Below are 20,805 nucleotides of genomic sequence, written 5' to 3'. Positions count from 1 at the left end.
TATCCCGCGGGGGCGCGGGGGCGCGAAGCCCACGCCGCTTCGCCGCGGCCCGGCATTGGCCCGAACAGAAGCGCACCTCGGCCCGGACCTTCGCCATTGCTTTTGCGCCAGGCGAAAGGCCGCCCGCAGCAGGCGCAGACCCTCATCGGCCGGTCGCCCTTCTTGCACCTCAGAGGCCAAGGCTCAGTTGGCCGGGGGCCACGTTTGACCGCAGCTTGCGCGGCCGCGCGCCCTGCCGCAGGGAAAGCTGCGCCACCGGCAGCGCAGCCTCGTCACGCAAGCCGGGGCCTTGCCGCAGGGCATGAACCGCCGCGCGCGCCGCCCGCGCGGCGGCGACGATGTCCACCAGCGGTTCGGGATATTTCCGGCCCAGCACACCCTGCGCCCCCGGCCAGCGCCAGGGCTCCTGCAGGAACAGGTCGGGCACCTCGGCCAGTTCGGGCACCCAGCGGCGGGTGAAGGCGCCGCCGGGATCCTGCGCCAGCCCCTGCTTTACCGGGTTGTAGATGCAGATCGTGTTCATCCCGGTGGTGCCCGCCTGCATCTGCGCCTGCTGCCAGTGGATGCCGGGTTCATAGTCGGTGAACATCCGGGCCAGCGGCAGCCCCGCGTCGCGCCAATCCAGCCACAGGTGCTGCGCCGCGACCGACATCACCATGCTGCGCATGCGGAAGTTCAGCCAGCCCGTGGCCCGCAAGTAGCGCATGCAGGCATCGACGAAGGGAACCCCGGTTTCGCCCACCGCCCAGGCGGCCAGCCGCGTTGCGTCGGCGTCGCGCGGGCGCAGCCCCTCGTAGGCGGGGTGCAGGCAGGCGGTCTCGATATCCGGCCGATCCTCCAGCGTCCGCATGAAGTGGTCGCGCCAGACGAGGCGCGACTGGAACGCGGCAAGGCTGCCGCCCCAGCCCGCGCCGGGCCGTTCGGCCGCCCGCGCCTCGACCGCCGCCGCGACCTCGCGCCCCGACAGCGTGCCCCAGGCCAGGTGCGGCGACAGCCGCGAACAGGCGCGCTCGCCCGTGGCGGGCGAGGCCATCGCGGCCCGATAGGGGCGCCCCCGCACCGCCAGGAACGACTCGAGCAACAGCGCCCCCTGCGCGCGCCCCCCCGCCTGCCGGTGCGGGCAGCGGTCCTCGGCCAGCCGCAGCGCGCGGGCCGAGGGGATCGGCCCCGGCTCCACCCCCGGCACGGGCGCAAGCGCCGCCGGCGCGGCCAGCGGCCCGGCGGCCAGAAAGGCGGCGCGCCGTCCGCCCCACGCGGCGCGTGCGGGCAGGCGCCGCGTCACGCCCTGCTGCGGCAGTTCGCACCACTCCACCCCCTCGCGCCGCGCCCAGTCGGCCACCGCCCGGTCGCGCGCGAAGGTCCACAGGTTGCCGGTTTCCTCGTGCGAGACGATCCGGGTGATGCCGTTCGCCCGGCACAGCCGCTCCAGCACCGGCACCGCCTCGCCCACCCGCACCACCAGCGGCGCGCCCAGGGCCCCCAGCGCCGCGCGCAGTTCGGCCAGGCTTTCCGCGATGAACGCCCAGTGGCGGGCGGCCGCGTCGGGCTGGCGCCAGTAGTCGGGCTCGACGATGTACAGCGGCAGGACCGGGCCCAGACCGGCCGCAAGGGCCAGCGCCGGGTGATCCGCCACCCGCAGATCGCGCTTGAACCAGACGAGAACATTCATGGAACACAGGTTTAGCGCGGCGCACGGAAAGGTAAAGCCCCGCCTTGCACCCGCCCCGCGAAGGGCTACACCTTGGCCGACCGCCGCACAGGAGACCCCGATGAAGGACGCCACCCCCCAGCCCGTTCACCTGTCGGATTACACGCCCCCTTCGCATCTGATCGAGCATGTCGCGCTGACCTTCCGGCTGGCGCCCCGCGCGACGCGCGTGCTCTCGGCGATCCGCTTCGTGCCGAACCCGGCCCGCCCCGGCCGCCCCGACCTGCGGCTGGACGGCGAGGAGCTTCGGCTGATCTCGGCCGCGGTCGATGGTGTCGCCCTGCACCTGACGCCGGATGACCGCGGGCTGACGGTGCCCGCCGACGTGTTGCCCGAGGGTGCCTTCCTGTGGGAGGCCGAGGTGGAGATCGCGCCCGCGGCCAATACCGCGCTGGAAGGGCTTTACATGTCGAAGGGGATGTACTGCACCCAGTGCGAGGCGGAAGGGTTCCGCAAGATCACCTTCTACCCCGACCGGCCCGACGTGATGGCGCCGTTCTCGGTGCGGATCGAATCCGATCTGCCGGTGCTTTTGTCGAACGGCGACCCCACCGCGGCCGGCCCCGGCTTTACCGAATGGCACGACCCCTGGCCGAAGCCGTCCTACCTCTTCGCGCTGGTGGCGGGCGAACTGGTCGCCCACACGGATTTCTTCCGCACGATGTCCGGGCGTCAGGTCGATCTGAACATCTGGGTCCGGCCGGGCGACGAGATGAAGTGTGACTATGCCATGGGTGCGCTGAAACGCTCGATGGCATGGGATGAAGACAGCTACGGACGCGAATACGACCTGGACATTTTCAACATTGTCGCCGTCGATGACTTCAACATGGGCGCGATGGAGAACAAGGGGTTGAACATCTTCAACTCGCGCTACGTTCTGGCGCTGCCCGAGACCGCGACCGATGATGACTTCGCCCGGATCGAGGCGATCATCGCGCACGAGTATTTTCACAACTGGACCGGCAACCGCATCACCTGCCGCGACTGGTTCCAGCTTTGCCTGAAGGAAGGGCTGACGGTGTTCCGCGACCAGCAGTTCTCGGGCGACATGCGGTCGGCGGCGGTGAAGCGGATCGAGGATGTGCTGACCCTGCGCGCGCGCCAGTTCCGCGAGGATGGCGGGCCGCTGGCGCATCCGGTCCGGCCGGATCATTACGTCGAGATCAACAATTTCTACACCGCGACAGTCTATGAAAAGGGCGCCGAGGTGATCGGGATGCTGAAACGGCTGGTGGGGGATGACGACTACCGCAAGGCGCTCGACCTCTATTTTAGGCGCCACGACGGGCAGGCGACCACGATCGAGGCCTGGCTGACGGTGTTCGAGGATACCACCGGGCGCGACCTGACCCAGTTCAAACGCTGGTATACCGACGCGGGCACGCCGCGCCTGTCGGTCACCGAGGACTGGAAGGACGGCCGCTACACGCTGCATTTCAAACAGGAAACCGCGCCCACCCCCGGCCAGCCGCAAAAGCCGCCGCGGGTGATCCCGATCGCGGTCGGCCTGCTCAATCCGAATGGCGACGAGGTGGTGGAAACGACGGTGCTCGAGATGACCGAGGCCACCCAGAGCTTCAGCTTCGACGGCCTTGCCAGCCGACCGGTGCCCTCGATCCTGCGCGGCTTCTCGGCGCCCGTCGTGCTTGACCGCGCCGCGACGCCCGAGGAACGGGCGTTCCTGCTGGCGCACGACACCGACCCGTTCAACAAATGGGAGGCCGGGCGCAGCCTGGCCAAGGACGTGCTGACCCGCATGGTGACCGAGGGCGCGGCCCCCGGCCCGGCCTATCTGGACGCGCTGGCCCGCGTGGCGCGCGACGAAAGTCTGGACCCGGCGTTCCGCGCCTATGCGCTGCGTCTGCCGTCCGAGGACGACATGGCGCAGACGCTGCACGCCGCCGGGCGCACGCCCGACCCGGCCGCGATCCACGCCGCGCGCGAACGGCTGGCGGCAGCGGTGGCCGCGCATCTGCGCGAACACCTTGCCAGCCTGCACACGGCGATGGCGGTGACCGGCCCCTACACACCCGACGCGCGCGGCGCGGGCGCGCGCGCGCTCAGGTTGCAGGCGCTGGCCTATCTGACGCGCCTCGACGACGGCGCCCGCGCCCGCAAGCAGTTCGCCGAGGCCGGCAACATGACCGAGCAACTGGGCGCCCTCGGCTGCCTCCTGATGATCGGCACCGGCGACGGGGAACTGGCCACGTTTGCCCGGCGATGGGCGCATGACCGGCTGGTGATGGACAAGTGGTTCACCCTGCAAGTGATCGAGGCCGCGCCGGACCGGTTGGCCGCCACCGCCGGGGCGCTGACCCGCCACCCGGATTTCGACTGGAAAAACCCCAACCGCTTCCGTGCCGTGCTGGGTGCGCTGTCGGCCAACCATGCGGGCTTTCACCACCAGGGCGGCGCCGCCTATCGGTTGCTGGCGGACTGGCTGATCCGGCTCGACCCGGTGAACCCGCAGACGGCGGCGCGGATGTCGACCGCCTTCGAGACCTGGGGCCGCTATGATGCCGACCGGCAGGGCATGATCCGGGGCGAACTGGCGCGCATCCTCGCCGCGCCCGGCCTCAGCCGCGATCTGGGCGAGATGGCCACGCGGATGCGCGGCGCGAACGAGGGCGAATTCTGATTCAGGATGAACGCAGTTCGCTTTGGCCGCTATTGCGCACAGATCTCGATGGTACCCTGATTACCCCAGACGGCGCAGGGGCCGATCTGGAAGCTGTAGTCGCCGCCCTGGCCCAGATAGGCGTCAAGCCGCCCGTTCCCGTCGTCGGAGGCCGAAAAGTTGCCCGGCCCGCTCAGGTAGATCTGCCACGGAGCGATCTGCATCGTGGTCTGGTTGCCGTCCGAGAAATACTCCTGCCCCACCGCACGGGCGACGACATGCTGACCGGCGCCGAACGCGCCCGTGAAGGTGGTCGCCACGCCGGAAAAGCGCCAGCACTGCGCGCCCCGCGCGAAGTGGATCGGCACCACGATTTCCTGATTGCAGGCGGTGGCCAGCACCGGCGCGGGGCCAAGCCCCGCCATCAGCCCCGCCGCAAGACAGACGCCCAGACGACTCCGCATGGCAGCCCCCCTCAACGCTTTCGCAAGCGTCCCACGGGCGCCGCGGCCTGTCAACGTGGCGGAGTGCCGCCCTAGCCTTTCAGCAGCGCGCGGGCGGCGGCGCGGGCGGCCTCGGTGATCGTGTCGCCCGCCAGCATCCGGGCGATCTCGTCCACCCGCTCGGCGCGGTCCAGCGGCGTGACGACCGAGGTGGTGACGCCGTCGATCACCCGCTTTTCGACCCGCCAGTGGTGCGCGCCCCGTGCCGCGACCTGCGGCGAGTGGGTGACGACCAGCACCTGTGCCTCGGCGGCCAGCGCGCGCAGACGGCGGCCGACGGCATCGGCGGTGGCGCCACCGACGCCGCGGTCGATCTCGTCGAAGATCATCGTCACCGGCGTTTCGCCCCGCGTCAGGCAGACCTTGAGCGCGAGGAGAAACCGCGACAACTCGCCGCCCGAGGCGATGCGATCCAGCGGACCGGGCGGCGCGCCGGGGTTGGTGGCGACCGTGAAGGCAACCGTATCGGCCCCCTCCGGCCCCGGTTCGGCGCGCGTGATGTCGGTGCGGAAGGTCGCGCGCTCCAGCTTCAAGGGCGGCAGTTCGGCGGCCATTGCGGCATCCAGCGCCGCCGCAGCGGTGCGGCGGGCGGCGGAAAGGGTGGCACAGGCCGCCAGATGGGTCGCCGTCGCCGTGGTCACGTCCGACGCCAGCCGCGACAGGTTCTTCGCCCCACCGTCGAGCGCGGCGAGTTTGTCGCGCAGCCGGTCGGCGAAGGTGGCCAGATCGTCGGGCAGGCAACCGTGCTTGCGGGCCAGCGCGCGGATGGCGAACAGCCGCTCCTCCACCGCCTCAAGCTCGGCGGGGTTGAAGTCGAGGGCCGACAGGCAGTCCTCCACCCCCTGCTGCGCCTCGCCAAGCTCGATCATCGCACGCTCCAGCGCGGCGAGCGCGCCGTCCAGCCGCCCCTCGGCGCGGTCGGCGGCACCGCCGAGCCAGCGCGTCGCGTCGGTGAGCAGGCCCTCGGCGCCCTGCGGCCCCAGCGCGGCATGGGCGCGGGCGATATCCTCGCGGATGCGAACGGCGCCCTGCATCAGGCGGCGGCGGGCGTCAAGCTCGGCCTCCTCGCCGGGCGCAGGGTTCAGCCGGTCCAGTTCGGCCACGGCATGGCGCAGGTATTCCTCCTCGGCGCGCACCGCCGCCAGCGCGCCCTCCGCCTCGGCCAACGCCTTGCGCGCGACGGCAAGCTCACGCCAGCGGGCACGCGTTTCGGCCAGCAACGGTGTAACGCCCGCAAAGGCGTCAAGGATGTCGCGGTGGCCGCGCGGGTTCAGCAACCCGCGGTCGTCCTGCTGGCCGTGCAGTTCCACCAGCGTATCCGACAGCGCCCGCAGCACCTCGCCACTGGTGCGCCGGTCATTCACCCAGGCGGTCTTGCGCCCGTCGGCGGCATTCACCCGGCGCAAGATCAATTCATCGTCAGCGGGCAGACCGGCCTCGGCCAGCACGGCGCGCGCGGGGTGGCCGGGGGCAAGATCGAAGATCGCCGTCACCTCGCCCTGCGCGGCGCCCGCGCGCACCAGTTCCGCCCGCCCGCGCCAGCCCAGCACAAAGCCCAACGCATCCAGCAAGATCGACTTGCCCGCGCCGGTTTCGCCGGTCAGCACGTTCAGACCCGGTTGGAACGTCAGGTCAATCCGGTCGATGATCAGAAGGTCGCGGATGTCGAGGCTGCGGAGCATGGCCGTCGGCCCCCGCCTACGGGTTCGTGCTTGCCGTCGGGACGCGGTTGAACACGTTGCGCAGCCAGCCCTGCCCCTTCACTTCGGGCGCGAGCCCCTTGTTCTTCAGCCGCACAAAGGCATCCTGATAGAACGGGCTGGACTGGAAGTTGTGGCCAAGAATCGCCCCTGCGGTCTGCGCATCGTCGGTCAGGCCCAGCGAAAGATAGCATTCCACCAGCCGCTCCAGCGCCTCGGGCGTGTAGGTCGTGGTCTGGTACTGTTCCACCACAACACGGAAGCGGTTGATCGCGGCGGCATAATCGCCGTGCTTGAGGTAGTAGCGCCCGATCTCCATCTCTTTCGCGGCGAGGTGATCGAAGGCGAGGTCGAACTTCAGGATCGCCGAGCGCGCGTAGTCGCTGTTGGGATAGCGTTCGATCACCAGTCGCAGCGCCTGCAGTGCCTGGAAGGTCACGCCCTGATCGCGCCCGACGGCGTCGATCTGGTCGTAGTAGGACAGCGCCAGCAGATACTGTGCATAGGGCGCATCACTGTCGGCCGGATAGAAGTCCAGGAACCGCTGCGCCGCCGCCCGGCTGTCATCGTACTTGCGGGCCTGATGGTCGGCGAAGGCCTCCATGATCAGCGCGCGCTTGGCCCAGTCGGAATAGGGATAAAGCCGCTGCACCTCGCCAAAGTCCTTGGCTGCGGACTTGGGGTCCTTCTTCGTCTCCAACTCGTACTCGGCGCGCTTGTAGATCTGCGCGGCGGTCAGATCGTCGGTGGGAGTCTCCTTGGGCTTGCGCGGCCCGCAGCCCGCCACGAAGACGACAAGCGCAAGTGTTCCGAGCAGCGCCGCCGTTGACCTGTCGCCTGCCATGATCTGCCTACCCCACCGCGTTCTTGCACGATCGGACGGTGTTCCCCCGTCCATGCCTGCCCGTGTCCTAGCACAGAAAAATCCGGGGCGCAAAACGCCTTTGGACCCTTTGCGACGGGGTCAGGACCAGGCCGGAAGGTCGGCGCGGTGCACGCCGATACCGGGCAGCATCGCGCGCTCGTCGGGCGCGACTTCGGTCAGACGATACGCCGCCGGATCGGCGAAAAGCGCGCGCAGCAACCGGTTGGTCAGCGCGTGACCGGCCCGGATGCCGGTGTAGCGGCCCAGGATCGGCGCCCCCGCCAGCGCAAGGTCGCCCAGCGCGTCAAGCATCTTGTGGCGCACCGCCTCATCCGCCTGACGGAAGCCGCCGGGGCTGAGCACCAGATCGCCGTCAACCACCACCGCATTGTCCAGTGTGCCACCCAGCGCGAGGCCGTTCGCCCGCATGGTGTCGACGTCGGACTGGCGGCAGAAGGTGCGGCTGGCACAAAGTTCGCGCACAAAGGCGCCGTTCGCCATGTTCAGCGCCTTCGCCTGCCGACCGATGGCGCCGTCAGAGAAGTCGATGCGAAAGTCGATTTCCAGCGCCGTCGCCGGATCGAGCCGCGCCACCGACTCGCCCTCGCGCACTTCGACGCGCTTGAGCACGCGGAAGGCGCGCACCGGAACCGCGAGCATCCGCACCCCGCGCGCGAGGATGCCTTCGACGAAGGGCATCGCCGAACCGTCGAGGATCGGCACTTCCGGCCCGTCGATCTCGATCAGCGCATTGTGAATGCCGCAGCCCGCCAAGGCCGCCATGATGTGCTCGATGGTCGAGACCGTGGTGCCCGAGGCGTTCGCCACCAGGGTGCACAGCCGTGAGGGAACCACCGCGCTCCAGATCGCGGGGACCATCGGGTCACCCTTGCTCAGGTCGGTCCGTTTGAACCAGATTCCATAGTCCGCCGAAGCCGGGCGCACGGTCATGCGCACGGGCGCACCGGTATGAAGACCGACGCCCGTGAAGCTGACCGGAGATTTGATTGCGTTCTGCACCGTCGTTCTTCCCGGAATGAGGCATTCGTAATGCCGCATTCGTGGCTTATGCGTGACGACGCGGAAGCTCAATTCACACTTTGCAACGAGATGTAACAGTGCCTTCAGACCTTGGCGGGATCATGCCGAGTGCCGATTCGTGCCAAGCCAACACATTGCAAACAAAAGAAAACGGGCTGGATTTCTCCAGCCCGGTTTAAGAAGTTGTGACCGTGTTCAGTTAGCCTGCCGGCGAAGGAAGGCGGGAATCTCGATGCGGTCCTGCTCGGGGTCGGCGTCCTGCTCGTCGTCATAGGCGGTCACGGGCGGCTGCGCCCGGGTCGGCGCCGGGGCGCGTTCGGGCTGACCATCGGCGGCGTGCCCGGTCATCCGGTTGATCAGCGAGTTGATCCCGAAGCGCGGTTTTTCAGCCGTCGCGGGGCGGGGCTGCGCCGGGGCGGCCGGGCGGGCTGCCGCGGGGGCCGCCGTCGCTGCCCCGGAGGGGGCGGGTCCGGCCGGGGCCGGTCGGGCCGGGGCCCGGCTGACTGCGGCGGCAAGACGGGCCATCGCTTCCGGCGAGGGCGAGCCGGCCGGGCGCGCACGGGGCGCAACGAAGCTGGCGGCGTCCTCCTCGGGCCTGCGGGCCTCGACTCGCGGGCGCGGATCGGCCGGGCGATAGGCGGGCGGCGGCAGTTCGTCGCTGGCCTTCGCGGGCGCGTAGCCTGCCCGGTCGTCCTCGTGCTCGTCCATCATCTCGGGCTCGGGCATCTGGAACAGCGACGGTTCGGCCGGGGCATATTGCGGGCGCGGCGCGGGCGCCTGCGCGGCCACCTGCGGCTGCGGCTTCGGCGCCTCATACCGCGACGCGGGCGCGGGCGTGTGGGCCAGCGGTTCCGACATCCGGCGGCGCGGCACCGGCATGTCGGCCTTCACGGTGGTGGCGTCGATGCCGGTCGCCACGACCGACACGCGGATCATGCCCTCCATCGAGGTGTCAAGCGTCGAGCCGACGATGATATTGGCGTCCGGGTCGACCTTCTCGCGGATGATGTTCGCGGCCTCGTCGAGTTCGAACAAGGTCAGATCATAGCCGCCGGTGATGTTGATCAGCACGCCACGCGCGCCATGCAGACTGATCTCGTCCAGCAGCGGGTTGGCGATCGCCTTCTCGGCAGCCTGCACGGCACGGTCTTCGCCGCTGGCCTCGCCGGTGCCCATCATTGCCTTGCCCATCTCGTCCATCACCGCGCGCACGTCGGCGAAGTCGAGGTTGATCAGGCCGGGGCGCACCATCAGATCGGTGACGCCCTTGACGCCCTGGTAGAGCACGTCATCGGCCAAAGCGAAGGCTTCGGTGAACGTGGTCCGTTCATTGGCCAGCCGGAACAGGTTCTGGTTCGGAATGATGATGAGGGTATCGACGACCTTCTGCAGCGCCTCGATGCCTTCCTCGGCCTGGCGCATCCGCTTGGCGCCCTCGAACTGGAACGGCTTGGTGACCACGCCCACCGTCAGCACACCCAGCTCGCGGGCCGCCTGCGCGATGATCGGCGCGGCGCCGGTGCCGGTGCCGCCACCCATGCCCGCGGTGATGAAGCACATGTGCGCCCCGGCAAGGTGGTCGACGATCTCCTCGATCGTCTCTTCCGCCGACATCGCGCCGACCGTGGGCTTGCCACCGGCGCCAAGACCCTCGGTGGCCCTGAGGCCCATCTGGATCTTCGACGCCGCCTTGCTTTGGGCCAGCGCCTGCGCGTCGGTGTTGGCGGCGACGAACTCGACGCCTTCCAGGTTCTTGTCGATCATGTTGTTGACGGCATTGCCGCCCGCCCCACCGACGCCGAACACCGTGATCCGCGGCTTCAGCTCTTCCCGGTCACTCATCATCAGATTCAATGTCATTGCTTTGCCCGCCTGCCCAAGTTGTTCGGCCTGTCCCGCCCGATATGCCCCCGCATTGGGGCGAGTCTACCCAGAGACGGCCCCGAGGTCACGAAAAAAACACCATCTGGCCACAAAATGTGGTCCTTGGTTGCATCAGACAAGCGGGATTTTGCCATTACGTCATCCTGTGGTGGTCACCAGTTGTCCTTGAACCATTTCACCGCCCGTTTCAGCGAGCGGGCCGGGTAGCGATCGGCCGGAATGTCGAAATCCCACCACTCGTCCTGCGGGTGCGCTGCAAAGAGGCAGAGCCCGACCGCACCCGAGAACGCCGGGCCGGTGGCGGCCTGCGGCAGGCCCTGCACACGCAGCGGCCGACCAAGGCGGACACGCTGGCCGAGGATCTTGGCGGCCAGCCCGTCAAGGCCGGGGATCTGGCTGCCGCCGCCGGTCAGCACGATCTGCTGGCTGGGCAGGCTGTCGAACCCGGCGGCGTCAAGCTGCGCGCGCACTTCCTCGAGGATTTCCTCGACCCGCGGCCGCATGATGCCGATCAGTTCGGCGCGGCTGACCGACCGGCGGTCCTTGTCCCAGTCGCCGCTGTCGCCGCCGATCTCGATCATCTCGCGGTCGTCCATGCCGGTGGCGTGCACGCCGCCGTGGCGTGTCTTGATCCGCTCGGCGATGTTCATCGGCACCTGCAGGCCCTTGGAAATGTCCGAGGTCACATGGTCGCCGCCGATCCGCACAGAGTCGGCATAGATCATGTGCTTCTTGATGAAGACCGACAGGCCGGTGGTGCCGCCGCCCATGTCGATGCAGGCCGCGCCCAGTTCCTGTTCATCCTCGACCAGGCTCGCGATGCCGCCGACATAGGCCGACGAGGCGATGCCCGCGACCTCCAGATCGCAGCGGTTGATGCAGAGCAGCAGTGTCTGCACCGCCGCCGCATCGACCGACAGCATGTGCATGTCGCAGGCCAGCCGCGTGCCGACCTGACCGCGCGGATCGCCCAGCCCGGTGCGGTGGTCCAGCGCGAAGTTGACCGGGTGGGCGTGCAGCACCTCGCGCCCCTCGCCGATGTCGGGCACGTCGCAGGCCGCCAGCGCGCGGGCCACATCCTGTTCGCTGACCACACGGTCCTGCACATGGGTTTCGCCGACCAGCCCGTAGGACCGCGGCCGCGCGCCCGAGAAGCAGGCGATGACGTGATCAACCCGCACATTGGCCATCTTCTGCGCCGCCTGCACGGCGGTGCGCACGGCGCGCTCGGTTTCCGGCATGGCGTCGATCTCGCCGAACCGCACCCCGCGCGACCGGGTGGTGGCCGCGCCGATCACCCGAAAGCTCGACTGCCCCGCCATCGGGCCGACAGTGTCCTGTTCGCCCAGCCGCCCCGGCCCGTCGAAGCGCAGCACCAGACAGGCGATCTTGAAGGTGCCGATGTCGAGGATCGCGATCACGCCCCGCTGCATGGCGGCGCGGCGCATGTTCCGCATGGCCCTTTGGGATTGGTAGAGGTCGGTCATTTGCTGACAGCTCCTGTGGGGGCAAGACCAAGCGCCTTCTGCCGGGCGGCAAAGGCATCGGCGGAAAGGCGCAAAACGGGGCGGCCGGGCAGGCGCATGTCGACGGCCACGATGTCGTGCGCCAGCAGGCCCTGCGACTGGTCGAGCGCGATCACCCGCTCGAACGCCGTCACCGGATCGGTTTCGGGCAACAGGATCGCCTGATCGCGGTCCAGCATCACATCCCACCGCCGCGCGCCGACCCGCACGAGGCCGCGGATGCGATCGGCCAGCGGGCCCGCCGCCGCAAGGATCGCCTGCGCTTCGGGCACCGCCTGATCGGCCTCGTCGCCCGCGATCAGCGGCAGATCGGCCCGCGCCGCACGCTCGGTCAGCGCGGCGACGCGGTGGCCGGTGGCATCGACCAGCATGATCCCGTCGCGGGTGCGCCAGACCATGGCGGCCTCGCGTTCGCGGATCGTCACCTGCAACACGCCACCCGCCACGACGCGGAGATCGGCCGAGGCGACCGCGTCGAGCGCCTCGATCCTGGCGCGCGTCGCTTCCAGGTCGATGTCGAAGGAACTCAGCGGAAACGGGATCGACAGCATCGACCGCACGGCATCGCCCAGTTCGGGCGAGGCGCCGTCGATCGACAGCATCGAGACCATGAACTCGGGGCGGTGCTCGATCTCGGTGCGCAGGGTGTCGAACCGGGTGATCAGCGCGTCGCGACGCTGGGCATCGCCAAGGTAGATGGCGAAGAACAGCGCCACGACCAGACCCGGCAGGATGTGGCGCAGGAAGATGCGGAACAGCGGCGTCAGCCAGAGCCGCTGCATCCGGTAGGCCATCCGGCTGGGCGCGGGGTCGCGGCGGAACATCGCTACCGGTTGCATGACGCGTCCTCCACGATCCAGCGGCACAGGTCGGGGAAGGAAATCCCCCCCTGCGCCGCCTGCTCGGGCGACAGCGAGGTGGGCGTCATGCCGGGCTGGGTGTTCGTTTCCAGCAGGATCAGCCCGGCCAGCCCCTTCGCCTCGTCCCAGCGGAAATCGGTGCGGCTGAGGCCGCGGCAGCCCAGGCAGTCATGCGCGCGCTTGGCGTAGTCAAGGCAGGCGGCAAAGATGTCGGCCGGAAGATCGGCCGGCACCACATGGCGTGACCCGCCGGGGGCATACTTGGCGTGGTAGTCGTACCAGCCGTCCGACAGGATATCGGTCACCGTCAGCGCGCGGTCGCCCATCACCGTCACGGTCAGCTCGCGCCCCGGAACATAGGCTTCGACCATCACATGGTCGGGCATCTCCGGCCCCAGCTTTGGCGGCGCGTTGGCGCCCTCCGCCACGATGTAGACGCCGACCGACGAGCCCTCGTTGTTCGGCTTCACCACATAGGGCGGGGGCATCACGTGATGCCCCTCGACCTCGGCCTTGCAGGCGATGCGGCTTTCGGCGACCGGCAGCCCGGCGGCGCGATAGGCCGCCTTGGTCCGCGTCTTGTCCATTGCCAGCGCCGAGGCCAGCACGCCCGAATGCGTGTAAGGCAGGCGCAGCCATTCCAGCAGGCCCTGCACGCAGCCATCCTCGCCCCAGCGGCCGTGCAGCGCGTTGAAGCAGACGTCGGGAGAGATTTCGGCCAGACGTGCGACCAGATCCGGACCCGCGTCCAGTTCTACCGCATCATATCCGGCCTTCCTGAGCGCCGCGGCGCATTCGCGCCCCGTGACGAGCGACACCTCCCGCTCGGCGGAAGGCCCCCCCATCAATACCGCAACCCGGAAGGCTGTCCTGCTCGACATGCCCGCCACTTGTGCCTCGATCGGGCTTCGTGCCCGTTATTCTTTGTTCTGGTCTTTATCCTGTGGGGCCGGTTCGCCGACCCTCATGATTTCCCACTCTAGCAACAAGCCGGAGTCTTGGAAAACCCTTTTTCGGACCTCCTCGCCAAGTCCTTCAAGGTCGGTGGCCGTGGCGCCACCGGTATTGATCAGAAAGTTCGGATGTTTTTCCGACATCTGCGCCCCGCCCCGCCGCGCGCCGCGCAATCCGGCCTTGTCGATCAGCGCCCAGGCCTTCAACTCATGCGTGTCGTCGGCCCGCCCGGTCGAGGAAAACCCGGCCGGATTGCGGAAGGTGGACCCCGCGCTGCGGTCCTTCGTGGGCTGGCTCGCATCGCGCCGCGCGATCTGCTCCGCCATCTTTGCCTCCAGCGCCTGCGGATCGCCGCGCGGCGCCGCGAAGGTGGCGCCGACGATCACCCAGCCCTCGGGCAAGGCGCTGTGGCGGTAGCCAAACCCCAACTCGGCGGGCGTCAGCACCACCACCTCGCCCGCGCGGGTGACGGCGGTCACGCCGGTGCAGACATCCGCCACATAAGACCCGTAGCACCCCGCATTCATCCGCACCGCCCCACCGACCGAGCCGGGAATGGTGCGCAGGAACGCCAGATCCACCCCCGCCTCCGCCGCCTTGCGCGCCACCTGCGCATCCAGCGCTGCGGCCCCCGCCGTGACCGTATCGCCCGCCACCGTCACCGCATTGAACCCCCGCCCCAACCGGATCACCACCGCCCGCAACCCGCCATCCCGCACGATCAGATTGGACCCGACGCCCATCGGAAACACCGGCACCGCCGGATCGAGCGCCTTCAGGAACGCGCACAGGTCGTCAAGATCGGCAGGCTGAAACAACCACTCCGCCGGCCCGCCCACGCGCAACCACGTCAACTCGGCCAGCGGACGGTTGGGGGTCAGGGCGCCGCGGGGGGTGGGGAGGGGGTGTGTCATGGGGGAGTGCTAGCGGCCCGCCGTGCGTATCGCAAGTTTCTCATTTCGGGGGAAAGTAACGCGCCATCGCATCCTGGATTATTTTCCCGGCGCCTTTTCGGGCGAATGCCATCGAACCCAGAGCGACGCCGATGTAGGAGGGAAGCCCAAAGAGCCCTGCCATCGCAACCGATCCGAGGATCAGGGTAACTTTCACAGTCCCCTTGCCAGTGTCCCAAAGCCCCTCCACGACTTCATCGACCTTCTCTCGTGGCAACTCCCGAAGCTTGTCCCCGTAAAGTTTCAGAAGAGTCACGGCCGCTTCCGCTTGGGGTTCCAAAATGTCCCCTTCCTTGGGAACCGTCGCGCGCAACTGCGTCAGCGCCGCGTGCAACGTCAGCAAGACACCGATCCGCCGATCGGCCTCTTCGCGGTCGAGATCGTCCTTATAGTTGCGCGTCTGCTCTCGTTCGATTTCGCAGGAGATCGCGGCTTCGATCGCATCGAACGTTGGAGGGAGTGCCTCGCGGTTCGCCGAAATTGCCGCCCGAACACGCTTGACGGTTGATTTGGGCGGTTTGGTGGCTTTGCGAACCGCTTGGTCCACCAATTGGTCCGGGTCTCCTTTGCTGCCTTTGTACTTCTGGTAAATCCCCTCGATGATCCCGTTCACATGCGCATCGCTCGTGCGCCAATCCTCTGGCGCAATCCGCGCGATCTGTTCCAGCAGGCCGATATCGAGCGGATGGCCGGTCAGGTAGCCCTCGTACCAGTCGTGCCAGAGCTGCCAGCCCGGTCCCTCGCGCATGGGCCATGCCTCGTGGGGAAGCGGTGCTGGCAGCCAGTCGGGCGGCGCCCCGGTCCAGAGGGGCAGGCGCATCGGGTCGGCCCGCCCCTCCAACTCCAAGCAGTCGGCGCGGATTTCGTACCAGATGGCCAATGTTGCGACGGCGGCATGGGCGGCGGCTCTGTCGGCGGCCTCGGCAGAGGCGCCCGCAGCGGAAGCGGCGTAAGCAGTGGCGTCGGGGTCGGCGTAGGCGGCGGAGTGGACCGCGGCTTGGGTGGCTCGGGCTGCGTCTTGAGCGTCGGCATTGTCAGCGGTGACAAGTAACTTGCCATCTGAGGTGACATAGCTCTTGTTGAAGGAGGTGACGTAGTAGGTGGTTGCTCCGGCGATGGCCGCGTCGGCTGCGTTGATAGCCAGCTCTGCAACGGACCGGATTGCGGGGCTTGGTCGAACAGCCGCAACCCCCGCAATCAGCAGGGGTCGGCAAATCGCGAGTTCTGTCAAATCATCTCTGCGCGACGTGTGCGCAAGCCAGCCCCAATATAGCGGGGCCACGCGCAACGCCGCGCGCGTAGCGACGGCGACCGCCTCCTTCTGCGGACGCCCCTTGAGCCAAGCCTCAAGGCTAGCCCTATCCCTGATATCCACCGCATCCACCATGCCCGCACCCTGCCCGGCCGCGCGCGGTCCGGCAAGCCCCGCGCGTCATTCGCCCGCAGTGTCCCCCCGCCGACGCACCTGCCGCGCCAGCCAGCGGGCGAAGAACCGCACCGGCCAGCGCAGCATCGACACGCCACCCGCCAGCACGAAGAGGCCGACCACCGGCCCGTTCTGCAAGGTGACAAAGCCCACCAGCGGGATGCCCACCGCGATCAGCGCATAGGCGGCGGGCCAGTGCCAGCGGCCCGAGGTCATGGCGATGCCGGTGGCGAGCAGCGCCCAGAGGCAGGCGAGGATCAGCGACAGCGTCATCGGCGCCCCCGGTCCGGGCGTTCAACCGGCAGGCCCAGCGCGCGGCGGCTGAGGAACCAAAGCGGGCGGCGGAACATCGACAGGAAGGCGAACACCGCCACCGCCACCAGCCAGGGCCCGTAGGCGCGGCCCAGCCAGACGATCACCACCGGCGCCAGCACCAGCAGTGGCAACCCCGGCAGGGCTTGCCAGCGCATCGGCAGCATCGCCGTGCCGGTGGCAACGAAGACCCAGAGGATGGCGGCAAGGGCGGGCCAGATCGTCATGCCAGCCGCCCCGGCAGCGCGTTCGCCCAACCGGAGATCGACCCGGCGCCGAGGCAGACGACCATGTCGCCCGGCCGCGCCTGTTCCTTCACCAGCCGGGCAAGGTCGCCCTCGTCCAGAATGGCGCGGGCGTGGCGGTGGCCGTGGGCGATCAGCCCGGCGACCAGATCATCGCGCGAGGCGCCGGGGATCGGGTCTTCGCCCGCCGCATAAACCTCGGCGATCGCCACCACGTCGGCCTCGTTGAAGCAGGTGCAGAACTCCTCGAACAGGTTGTGAAGCCGCGTGTAGCGGTGCGGCTGGTGCACGGCGATGACGCGCCCCTTGGTCGCCTGCCGCGCCGCCTTCAGCACCGCCGCAATCTCCACCGGGTGGTGGCCGTAATCGTCGATGATGGTGACGCCGTTCACCTCGGCCACCTTGGTGAAGCGCCGGTTGACGCCGCCGAAGGCTGCCAGCGCCTCGCGGATCTCGTCTTTCTTCATGCCCAGATGGCGGGCCACGGCGATGGCGCCCAGCGCGTTCGAGACGTTGTGATCGCCCGGCATCGGCAGGGTGCAACCCTCGATCAGGCTGACCTGGCCCTGCTCGTCCCGCCCCTCGCCCTGCAGGGCGACGTCGAAATGCGCGGTGCCGTTCTCATAGCGCAGCTTCAGCGCGCGCACGTCGGCCTGCGCGTTGAAGCCGAAGGTGGCGATGCGGCGGTCGGTGACGCGGCCGACCAGCGCCTGCACCTCGGGGTGGTCGGTGCAGCAGACCGCCAGCCCGTAGAACGGCACGTTCGAGACGAAATCGGTGAAGCCCTGCCGCAGCGCCTCGAAGGTGTGCCAGTGCTCCATGTGTTCGGGGTCGATGTTGGTCACCACTGCGATGGTGGCGGGCAGCCGGTTGAACGAACCGTCCGACTCGTCGGCCTCGACCACCATCCACTCGCCCGCCCCGGCCCGCGCGTTCGATCCGTAGGCGTGGATGATGCCGCCGTTGATCACGGTGGGGTCGAAGCCGCCCTTGTCCAGCAGCGTCGCCACCATCGTGGTGGTGGTGGTCTTGCCATGCGTGCCCGCGATGGCGATGTTCGATTTCAGCCGCATCAGTTCGGCCAGCATCTCGGCCCGGCGCACCACCGGCAGCTTGCGCCGCCGCGCCTCTTCCAGCTCGGGGTTGCCTTTCTTGATCGCGGAGGAGATCACCACCACCGCCGCCTCGCCGATATTCGCCGCCGCCTGGCCTTCAAAGAAGGTCGCGCCCAGCGAGACCAGCCGTTCGGTGATCTTCGACGCCCGCGCGTCGGACCCCTGCACCCGGTAGCCCAGCGTCATCAGCACCTCGGCGATGCCCGACATGCCGATGCCGCCGATGCCGACGAAGTGGATGGGTCCGAGTTCGCCCGGAAGTTTGGTCGCTGCGCTCATGGCGTCGCTTTCTCTGCAAGGCGCTCGACCATCTCGACCAGCCGTTCGGTGGCGTCGGGGCGGCCACAGGACAGCGCGGCCACCGCCATCCGCGCCGCACCTTCGGGGTGACCAAGGACGGTCGCGATCTGCGTGGACAGGCTGGCCGGATCGAGCGCGGATTCGGGGATCAGGATCGCCGCACCGGCATCGACCAGCCCGCGCGCGTTGGCGCTCTGGTGATCGCCGGTCGCAGCGGCATAGGGGATCAGGATCGAGGGGCGGCCGATCACGCTGATATCGGCAACGGATGAGGCGCCAGAGCGGCTGATGACCAGTTGCGCCTCGCTCAACCGGCGCGGAATATCGGCAAAGAACGGCTGCACCTCGGCGTCGATCCCGGCTTCGGCATAGGCGGCGGTGACGCGCTCGCGGTCCTCGTCGCGGGCCTGATGGGCCACGCGCAGGTTGGCCTTCAGCGCTTCGGGCAGCGCCGCCACCGCGGCGGGCACCACGTCCGACAGGATGCGCGCGCCCTGACTGCCGCCGATCACCACAAGGCTCATCGGGTAATCGCCCGGCGGGATATAGGCCGCCCCGGCCCGGTCCAGCACCGCGCCGCGCACCGGGTTGCCGGTGTGAGTGCCTTTCACGCCTTCCGGCAAGGCGGTCGGCCAGGTGCCGCAGGCGATGGCATTCACACGGCTGGCAAACCTTGTGTTCACCTTGCCCAGAATGCCGTTCTGTTCGTGGATCATGCGCGGCCGCCCGATCAGCACCGCCGCCGCCAAAGCCGGGATCGTCGGATAGCCGCCAAAGCCCACCACAACGGCAGGCGGATCGCGCAGCATTGCCCGCATCGCCCCCATCACACCGCCCAGAATGCGAAACGGAACCCCGGCACGCGCGACAATCCCCCCGCGGGCGAAGGTGGCCGAAGGCACCTGCACCACCTGCACCACATGCGGAAAGCCGCCCGCATAGCGCGCGCCGCGCGCATCGGTCGACAGCCGCACCCGCCAGCCGCGCCGCACCATGGCCTCGGCCAGCGCCTGCGCGGGGAACATGTGCCCGCCGGTGCCGCCCGCCGCGATCAGCAGCAGGCGCCCGGATGCCGCACCGCCCGCCATCAGAGGCTCCGCTTGAAGAAGGCGCCGATTTCGCCCTGCGGCCGGGTCCGCGTCAGCGCCAGCAGCATCCCCACGGTGATCCCGGTGGCGATCAACGACGAGCCGCCATAACTGACGAACGGCAGCGTCATCCCCTTGGCCGGCAACAGCCGCACCGCCACCGAGGTGTTCACCAGCGCCTGCACGCCAAAGATGCAGGCCAGCCCGCTGCCCGCCAGCCGGATGAACGGATCCCGTTCCCGCATCAGCCGGGTCAGCGCCCGCACTACGATGGTGGTGTAAAGCCCAAGGATGAAGAGCACCATCAAGAGCCCGTATTCCTCGGCCGCCACCGCGATGATGAAGTCGGTATGGGCGTCCGGCAGTTGCCATTTCACCTGGCCCTCGCCGACGCCGACGCCCAGAAAGCCGCCCTCCTGAATCGCGTTGACGGCATAACCAACCTGGGTGCGCGGGTCGATGTCGGCCGACATGTAACCGTCGATCCGCTTGGCGAAGTGGTCCGAATAGGTATAGGCCGCGACCCCGCCCGAGGCGACCATGCCGGCCACGCCGACCAGCAGCAGGATCGGCGCCCCGGCGATGAAATAGATCACGCCCCAGGCAAAGAGCACCAGCGCCGCCTGCCCGAAGTCCGGCTGCATGGCAAGGAATCCCACCACCACGATCGCCACCGCGAACGAGGCCAGCTTGCCCGGCGGGCCGTTGATCTCCTGGCTCGCGGCCATCAGCCAGGCGCAAAGCACGACGAAGCCGGGCTTGAGAAACTCGGACGGCTGCACCGAGATGAAGCCCAGCGAATACCAGCGCACGGCGCCCTTGCCGAAGTCCGAACCGAGGAACGGCAGCAGCGCCAGCGCGACGAAGGTCACCAGAAACCCGGTGACCCCCAGCCGCCGCACCACGTCGGGCGACAAGAGCGAGGTCAGGAACATCGCGATCATCCCCAGACCGCTGAACAGCGCCTGCCGCTCGACATAGTGGAACGGCGGCAGCCCGTTGCGCGTGGCCAACGGCACCGAGGCCGCAAGGCCCAGCAGCAGCCCGAGGCCGACCAGCAACAGGATGCAGGCCAGCGACCAGCGGTCCACGGTGCGCCACCAGCGGGGAAGGATAGGATCGCCCGCCCGCGCGGGCGCGGCGCCAAACACCATCTCTGTCATCGGATACCGCTCTGCCTGTTCGCCCGGTTGTCCGGGTCTGATCGGCAGATTATCCCAGACGGCGCCGCCTGGCTAGGAAAAAGCCAAGCGGCGGCACCATCCCGCCGCGGCCCCGCGATCAGCGGCCGAGCAGGGCGCGAAGCTGCCCGCGCTGCAAGTAGATCACCAGGGCAATCACCGCCGCGATGACGAAGGTATGCACCACGTCCATGTGGATCGCGGTCAACTGCGCCACGAAAGCGCCCGCATCGACGCCCAGCAGGATCACTGCCCCGACCACCGACAGCGCCGGGATCAGCAGCAGGACGGCGCCCGCCACTTCGACCAGCCCGGTGAAAATGCGGAACCACTGGCCAAGCCCGACCATGTTGAACTCGTCCACCATCTGCGGCTGCCCGCTCAGCTTCATGTAGGCCGCAAAGAAGAACAGCGCCGCCACCAGCACGCGCAGCACCCAGATCGCCACCGTTGCCGCGTTGCCCGTTTCCGCCGTCGCACCCATCGTCATGTCATGCCCTTTCCTGAGGAACTTACCCCGTCAG

The 20,805-nt window shown here is 68.8% G+C and carries 18 protein-coding genes; 1 reads left to right on the top strand and 17 read right to left on the bottom strand.

Annotated features, from left to right (window positions below; translation table 11 throughout):
• Positions 1-169: 169 nt before the first annotated feature.
• On the bottom strand, positions 170-1,669 hold the full coding sequence (locus AC11WY_RS00300) for an FAD-binding domain-containing protein (protein ID WP_482921318.1): 1,500 nt from the start codon (positions 1,667-1,669) through the stop codon (positions 170-172).
• Positions 1,670-1,769: 100 nt separating this feature from the next.
• On the opposite strand from AC11WY_RS00300, the gene pepN reads away from it, so the two are divergent.
• The gene (pepN, locus tag AC11WY_RS00295; RefSeq protein WP_482921316.1) at positions 1,770-4,349 is read left to right on the top strand and encodes an aminopeptidase N; all 2,580 of its coding nucleotides are present in this window, start codon (positions 1,770-1,772) and stop codon (positions 4,347-4,349) included.
• A gap of 29 nt (positions 4,350-4,378) precedes the next feature.
• Here the strand turns inward: pepN and AC11WY_RS00290 are convergent, their stop codons facing one another.
• The 16 genes from AC11WY_RS00290 to AC11WY_RS00215 all read right to left on the bottom strand — a co-directional run bounded on the left by AC11WY_RS00290 (position 4,379) and on the right by AC11WY_RS00215 (position 20,771).
• Entirely contained in the window at positions 4,379-4,792 is a 414-nt protein-coding gene (locus tag AC11WY_RS00290) for a hypothetical protein (RefSeq protein ID WP_482921314.1), read from the bottom strand.
• A 71-nt stretch (positions 4,793-4,863) separates the two neighbouring features.
• Positions 4,864-6,513: a DNA repair protein RecN gene (gene recN / locus AC11WY_RS00285; RefSeq protein ID WP_482921312.1), complete on the bottom strand. Its 1,650-nt coding sequence runs from the start codon at positions 6,511-6,513 to the stop codon at positions 4,864-4,866.
• A 16-nt stretch (positions 6,514-6,529) separates the two neighbouring features.
• Positions 6,530-7,375, bottom strand: coding sequence for an outer membrane protein assembly factor BamD (locus AC11WY_RS00280; protein WP_482921310.1), 846 nt, complete (start codon positions 7,373-7,375; stop codon positions 6,530-6,532).
• A 120-nt stretch (positions 7,376-7,495) separates the two neighbouring features.
• Entirely contained in the window at positions 7,496-8,416 is a 921-nt protein-coding gene (gene lpxC / locus AC11WY_RS00275; protein WP_482921308.1) for a UDP-3-O-acyl-N-acetylglucosamine deacetylase, read from the bottom strand.
• 216 nt (positions 8,417-8,632) lie between these two features.
• Entirely contained in the window at positions 8,633-10,297 is a 1,665-nt protein-coding gene (gene ftsZ, locus AC11WY_RS00270; RefSeq protein ID WP_482921306.1) for a cell division protein FtsZ, read from the bottom strand.
• 176 nt (positions 10,298-10,473) lie between these two features.
• Positions 10,474-11,808: a cell division protein FtsA gene (ftsA, locus tag AC11WY_RS00265; RefSeq protein WP_482921304.1), complete on the bottom strand. Its 1,335-nt coding sequence runs from the start codon at positions 11,806-11,808 to the stop codon at positions 10,474-10,476.
• Positions 11,805-12,686, bottom strand: coding sequence for a cell division protein FtsQ/DivIB (locus AC11WY_RS00260; protein ID WP_482921302.1), 882 nt, complete (start codon positions 12,684-12,686; stop codon positions 11,805-11,807). Before AC11WY_RS00260 ends, ftsA begins: the two co-directional genes overlap by 4 nt.
• Positions 12,674-13,588, bottom strand: coding sequence for a D-alanine--D-alanine ligase (locus AC11WY_RS00255; RefSeq protein WP_482921300.1), 915 nt, complete (start codon positions 13,586-13,588; stop codon positions 12,674-12,676). Before AC11WY_RS00255 ends, AC11WY_RS00260 begins: the two co-directional genes overlap by 13 nt.
• A 36-nt stretch (positions 13,589-13,624) precedes the next feature.
• Positions 13,625-14,575, bottom strand: a complete 951-nt coding sequence (gene murB, locus AC11WY_RS00250; RefSeq protein WP_482921298.1) for a UDP-N-acetylmuramate dehydrogenase — start codon at positions 14,573-14,575, stop codon at positions 13,625-13,627.
• A 40-nt stretch (positions 14,576-14,615) separates the two neighbouring features.
• The gene (locus tag AC11WY_RS00245) at positions 14,616-16,001 is read right to left on the bottom strand and encodes a hypothetical protein (RefSeq protein ID WP_482921296.1); all 1,386 of its coding nucleotides are present in this window, start codon (positions 15,999-16,001) and stop codon (positions 14,616-14,618) included.
• 45 nt (positions 16,002-16,046) lie between these two features.
• On the bottom strand, positions 16,047-16,313 hold the full coding sequence (locus AC11WY_RS00240) for a DUF2484 family protein (protein WP_482921294.1): 267 nt from the start codon (positions 16,311-16,313) through the stop codon (positions 16,047-16,049).
• Positions 16,310-16,579, bottom strand: coding sequence for a DUF2484 family protein (locus AC11WY_RS00235; RefSeq protein WP_482921292.1), 270 nt, complete (start codon positions 16,577-16,579; stop codon positions 16,310-16,312). Before AC11WY_RS00235 ends, AC11WY_RS00240 begins: the two co-directional genes overlap by 4 nt.
• Positions 16,576-17,991, bottom strand: a complete 1,416-nt coding sequence (murC, locus tag AC11WY_RS00230; RefSeq protein ID WP_482921290.1) for a UDP-N-acetylmuramate--L-alanine ligase — start codon at positions 17,989-17,991, stop codon at positions 16,576-16,578. The genes AC11WY_RS00235 and murC overlap by 4 nt, the downstream gene beginning before the upstream one ends.
• Positions 17,988-19,100, bottom strand: coding sequence for a UDP-N-acetylglucosamine--N-acetylmuramyl-(pentapeptide) pyrophosphoryl-undecaprenol N-acetylglucosamine transferase (locus AC11WY_RS00225; RefSeq protein ID WP_482921288.1), 1,113 nt, complete (start codon positions 19,098-19,100; stop codon positions 17,988-17,990). The genes murC and AC11WY_RS00225 overlap by 4 nt, the downstream gene beginning before the upstream one ends.
• Positions 19,100-20,263: a peptidoglycan glycosyltransferase FtsW gene (locus tag AC11WY_RS00220; RefSeq protein WP_482921286.1), complete on the bottom strand. Its 1,164-nt coding sequence runs from the start codon at positions 20,261-20,263 to the stop codon at positions 19,100-19,102. Before AC11WY_RS00220 ends, AC11WY_RS00225 begins: the two co-directional genes overlap by 1 nt.
• Positions 20,264-20,381: 118 nt before the next feature.
• Positions 20,382-20,771, bottom strand: coding sequence for a DoxX family protein (locus AC11WY_RS00215; protein ID WP_482921284.1), 390 nt, complete (start codon positions 20,769-20,771; stop codon positions 20,382-20,384).
• Positions 20,772-20,805: the final 34 nt, after the last annotated feature.

This window comes from Solirhodobacter sp., from assembly GCF_964715405.1.
This window is presented reverse-complemented; position numbering and strand designations above follow the sequence as displayed.

What these genes read in the sequence shown, in the direction of transcription:
- AC11WY_RS00225 (WP_482921288.1), bottom strand. Translation starts at nt 19,100, where the DNA reads ATGGCGGGCGGTGCGGCATCCGGGCGCCTGCTGCTGATCGCGGCGGGC.
- AC11WY_RS00255 (WP_482921300.1), bottom strand. Translation starts at nt 13,588, where the DNA reads ATGTCGAGCAGGACAGCCTTCCGGGTTGCGGTATTGATGGGGGGGCCT.
- murC (WP_482921290.1), bottom strand. Translation starts at nt 17,991, where the DNA reads ATGAGCGCAGCGACCAAACTTCCGGGCGAACTCGGACCCATCCACTTC.
- AC11WY_RS00280 (WP_482921310.1), bottom strand. Translation starts at nt 7,375, where the DNA reads ATGGCAGGCGACAGGTCAACGGCGGCGCTGCTCGGAACACTTGCGCTT.
- AC11WY_RS00245 (WP_482921296.1), bottom strand. Translation starts at nt 16,001, where the DNA reads ATGGTGGATGCGGTGGATATCAGGGATAGGGCTAGCCTTGAGGCTTGG.
- murB (WP_482921298.1), bottom strand. Translation starts at nt 14,575, where the DNA reads ATGACACACCCCCTCCCCACCCCCCGCGGCGCCCTGACCCCCAACCGT.
- AC11WY_RS00220 (WP_482921286.1), bottom strand. Translation starts at nt 20,263, where the DNA reads ATGACAGAGATGGTGTTTGGCGCCGCGCCCGCGCGGGCGGGCGATCCT.
- AC11WY_RS00290 (WP_482921314.1), bottom strand. Translation starts at nt 4,792, where the DNA reads ATGCGGAGTCGTCTGGGCGTCTGTCTTGCGGCGGGGCTGATGGCGGGG.
- AC11WY_RS00260 (WP_482921302.1), bottom strand. Translation starts at nt 12,686, where the DNA reads ATGCAACCGGTAGCGATGTTCCGCCGCGACCCCGCGCCCAGCCGGATG.
- AC11WY_RS00235 (WP_482921292.1), bottom strand. Translation starts at nt 16,579, where the DNA reads ATGACGATCTGGCCCGCCCTTGCCGCCATCCTCTGGGTCTTCGTTGCC.
- pepN (WP_482921316.1), top strand. Translation starts at nt 1,770, where the DNA reads ATGAAGGACGCCACCCCCCAGCCCGTTCACCTGTCGGATTACACGCCC.
- AC11WY_RS00215 (WP_482921284.1), bottom strand. Translation starts at nt 20,771, where the DNA reads ATGACGATGGGTGCGACGGCGGAAACGGGCAACGCGGCAACGGTGGCG.
- ftsZ (WP_482921306.1), bottom strand. Translation starts at nt 10,297, where the DNA reads ATGACATTGAATCTGATGATGAGTGACCGGGAAGAGCTGAAGCCGCGG.
- AC11WY_RS00240 (WP_482921294.1), bottom strand. Translation starts at nt 16,313, where the DNA reads ATGACGCTGTCGCTGATCCTCGCCTGCCTCTGGGCGCTGCTCGCCACC.
- recN (WP_482921312.1), bottom strand. Translation starts at nt 6,513, where the DNA reads ATGCTCCGCAGCCTCGACATCCGCGACCTTCTGATCATCGACCGGATT.
- ftsA (WP_482921304.1), bottom strand. Translation starts at nt 11,808, where the DNA reads ATGACCGACCTCTACCAATCCCAAAGGGCCATGCGGAACATGCGCCGC.
- AC11WY_RS00300 (WP_482921318.1), bottom strand. Translation starts at nt 1,669, where the DNA reads ATGAATGTTCTCGTCTGGTTCAAGCGCGATCTGCGGGTGGCGGATCAC.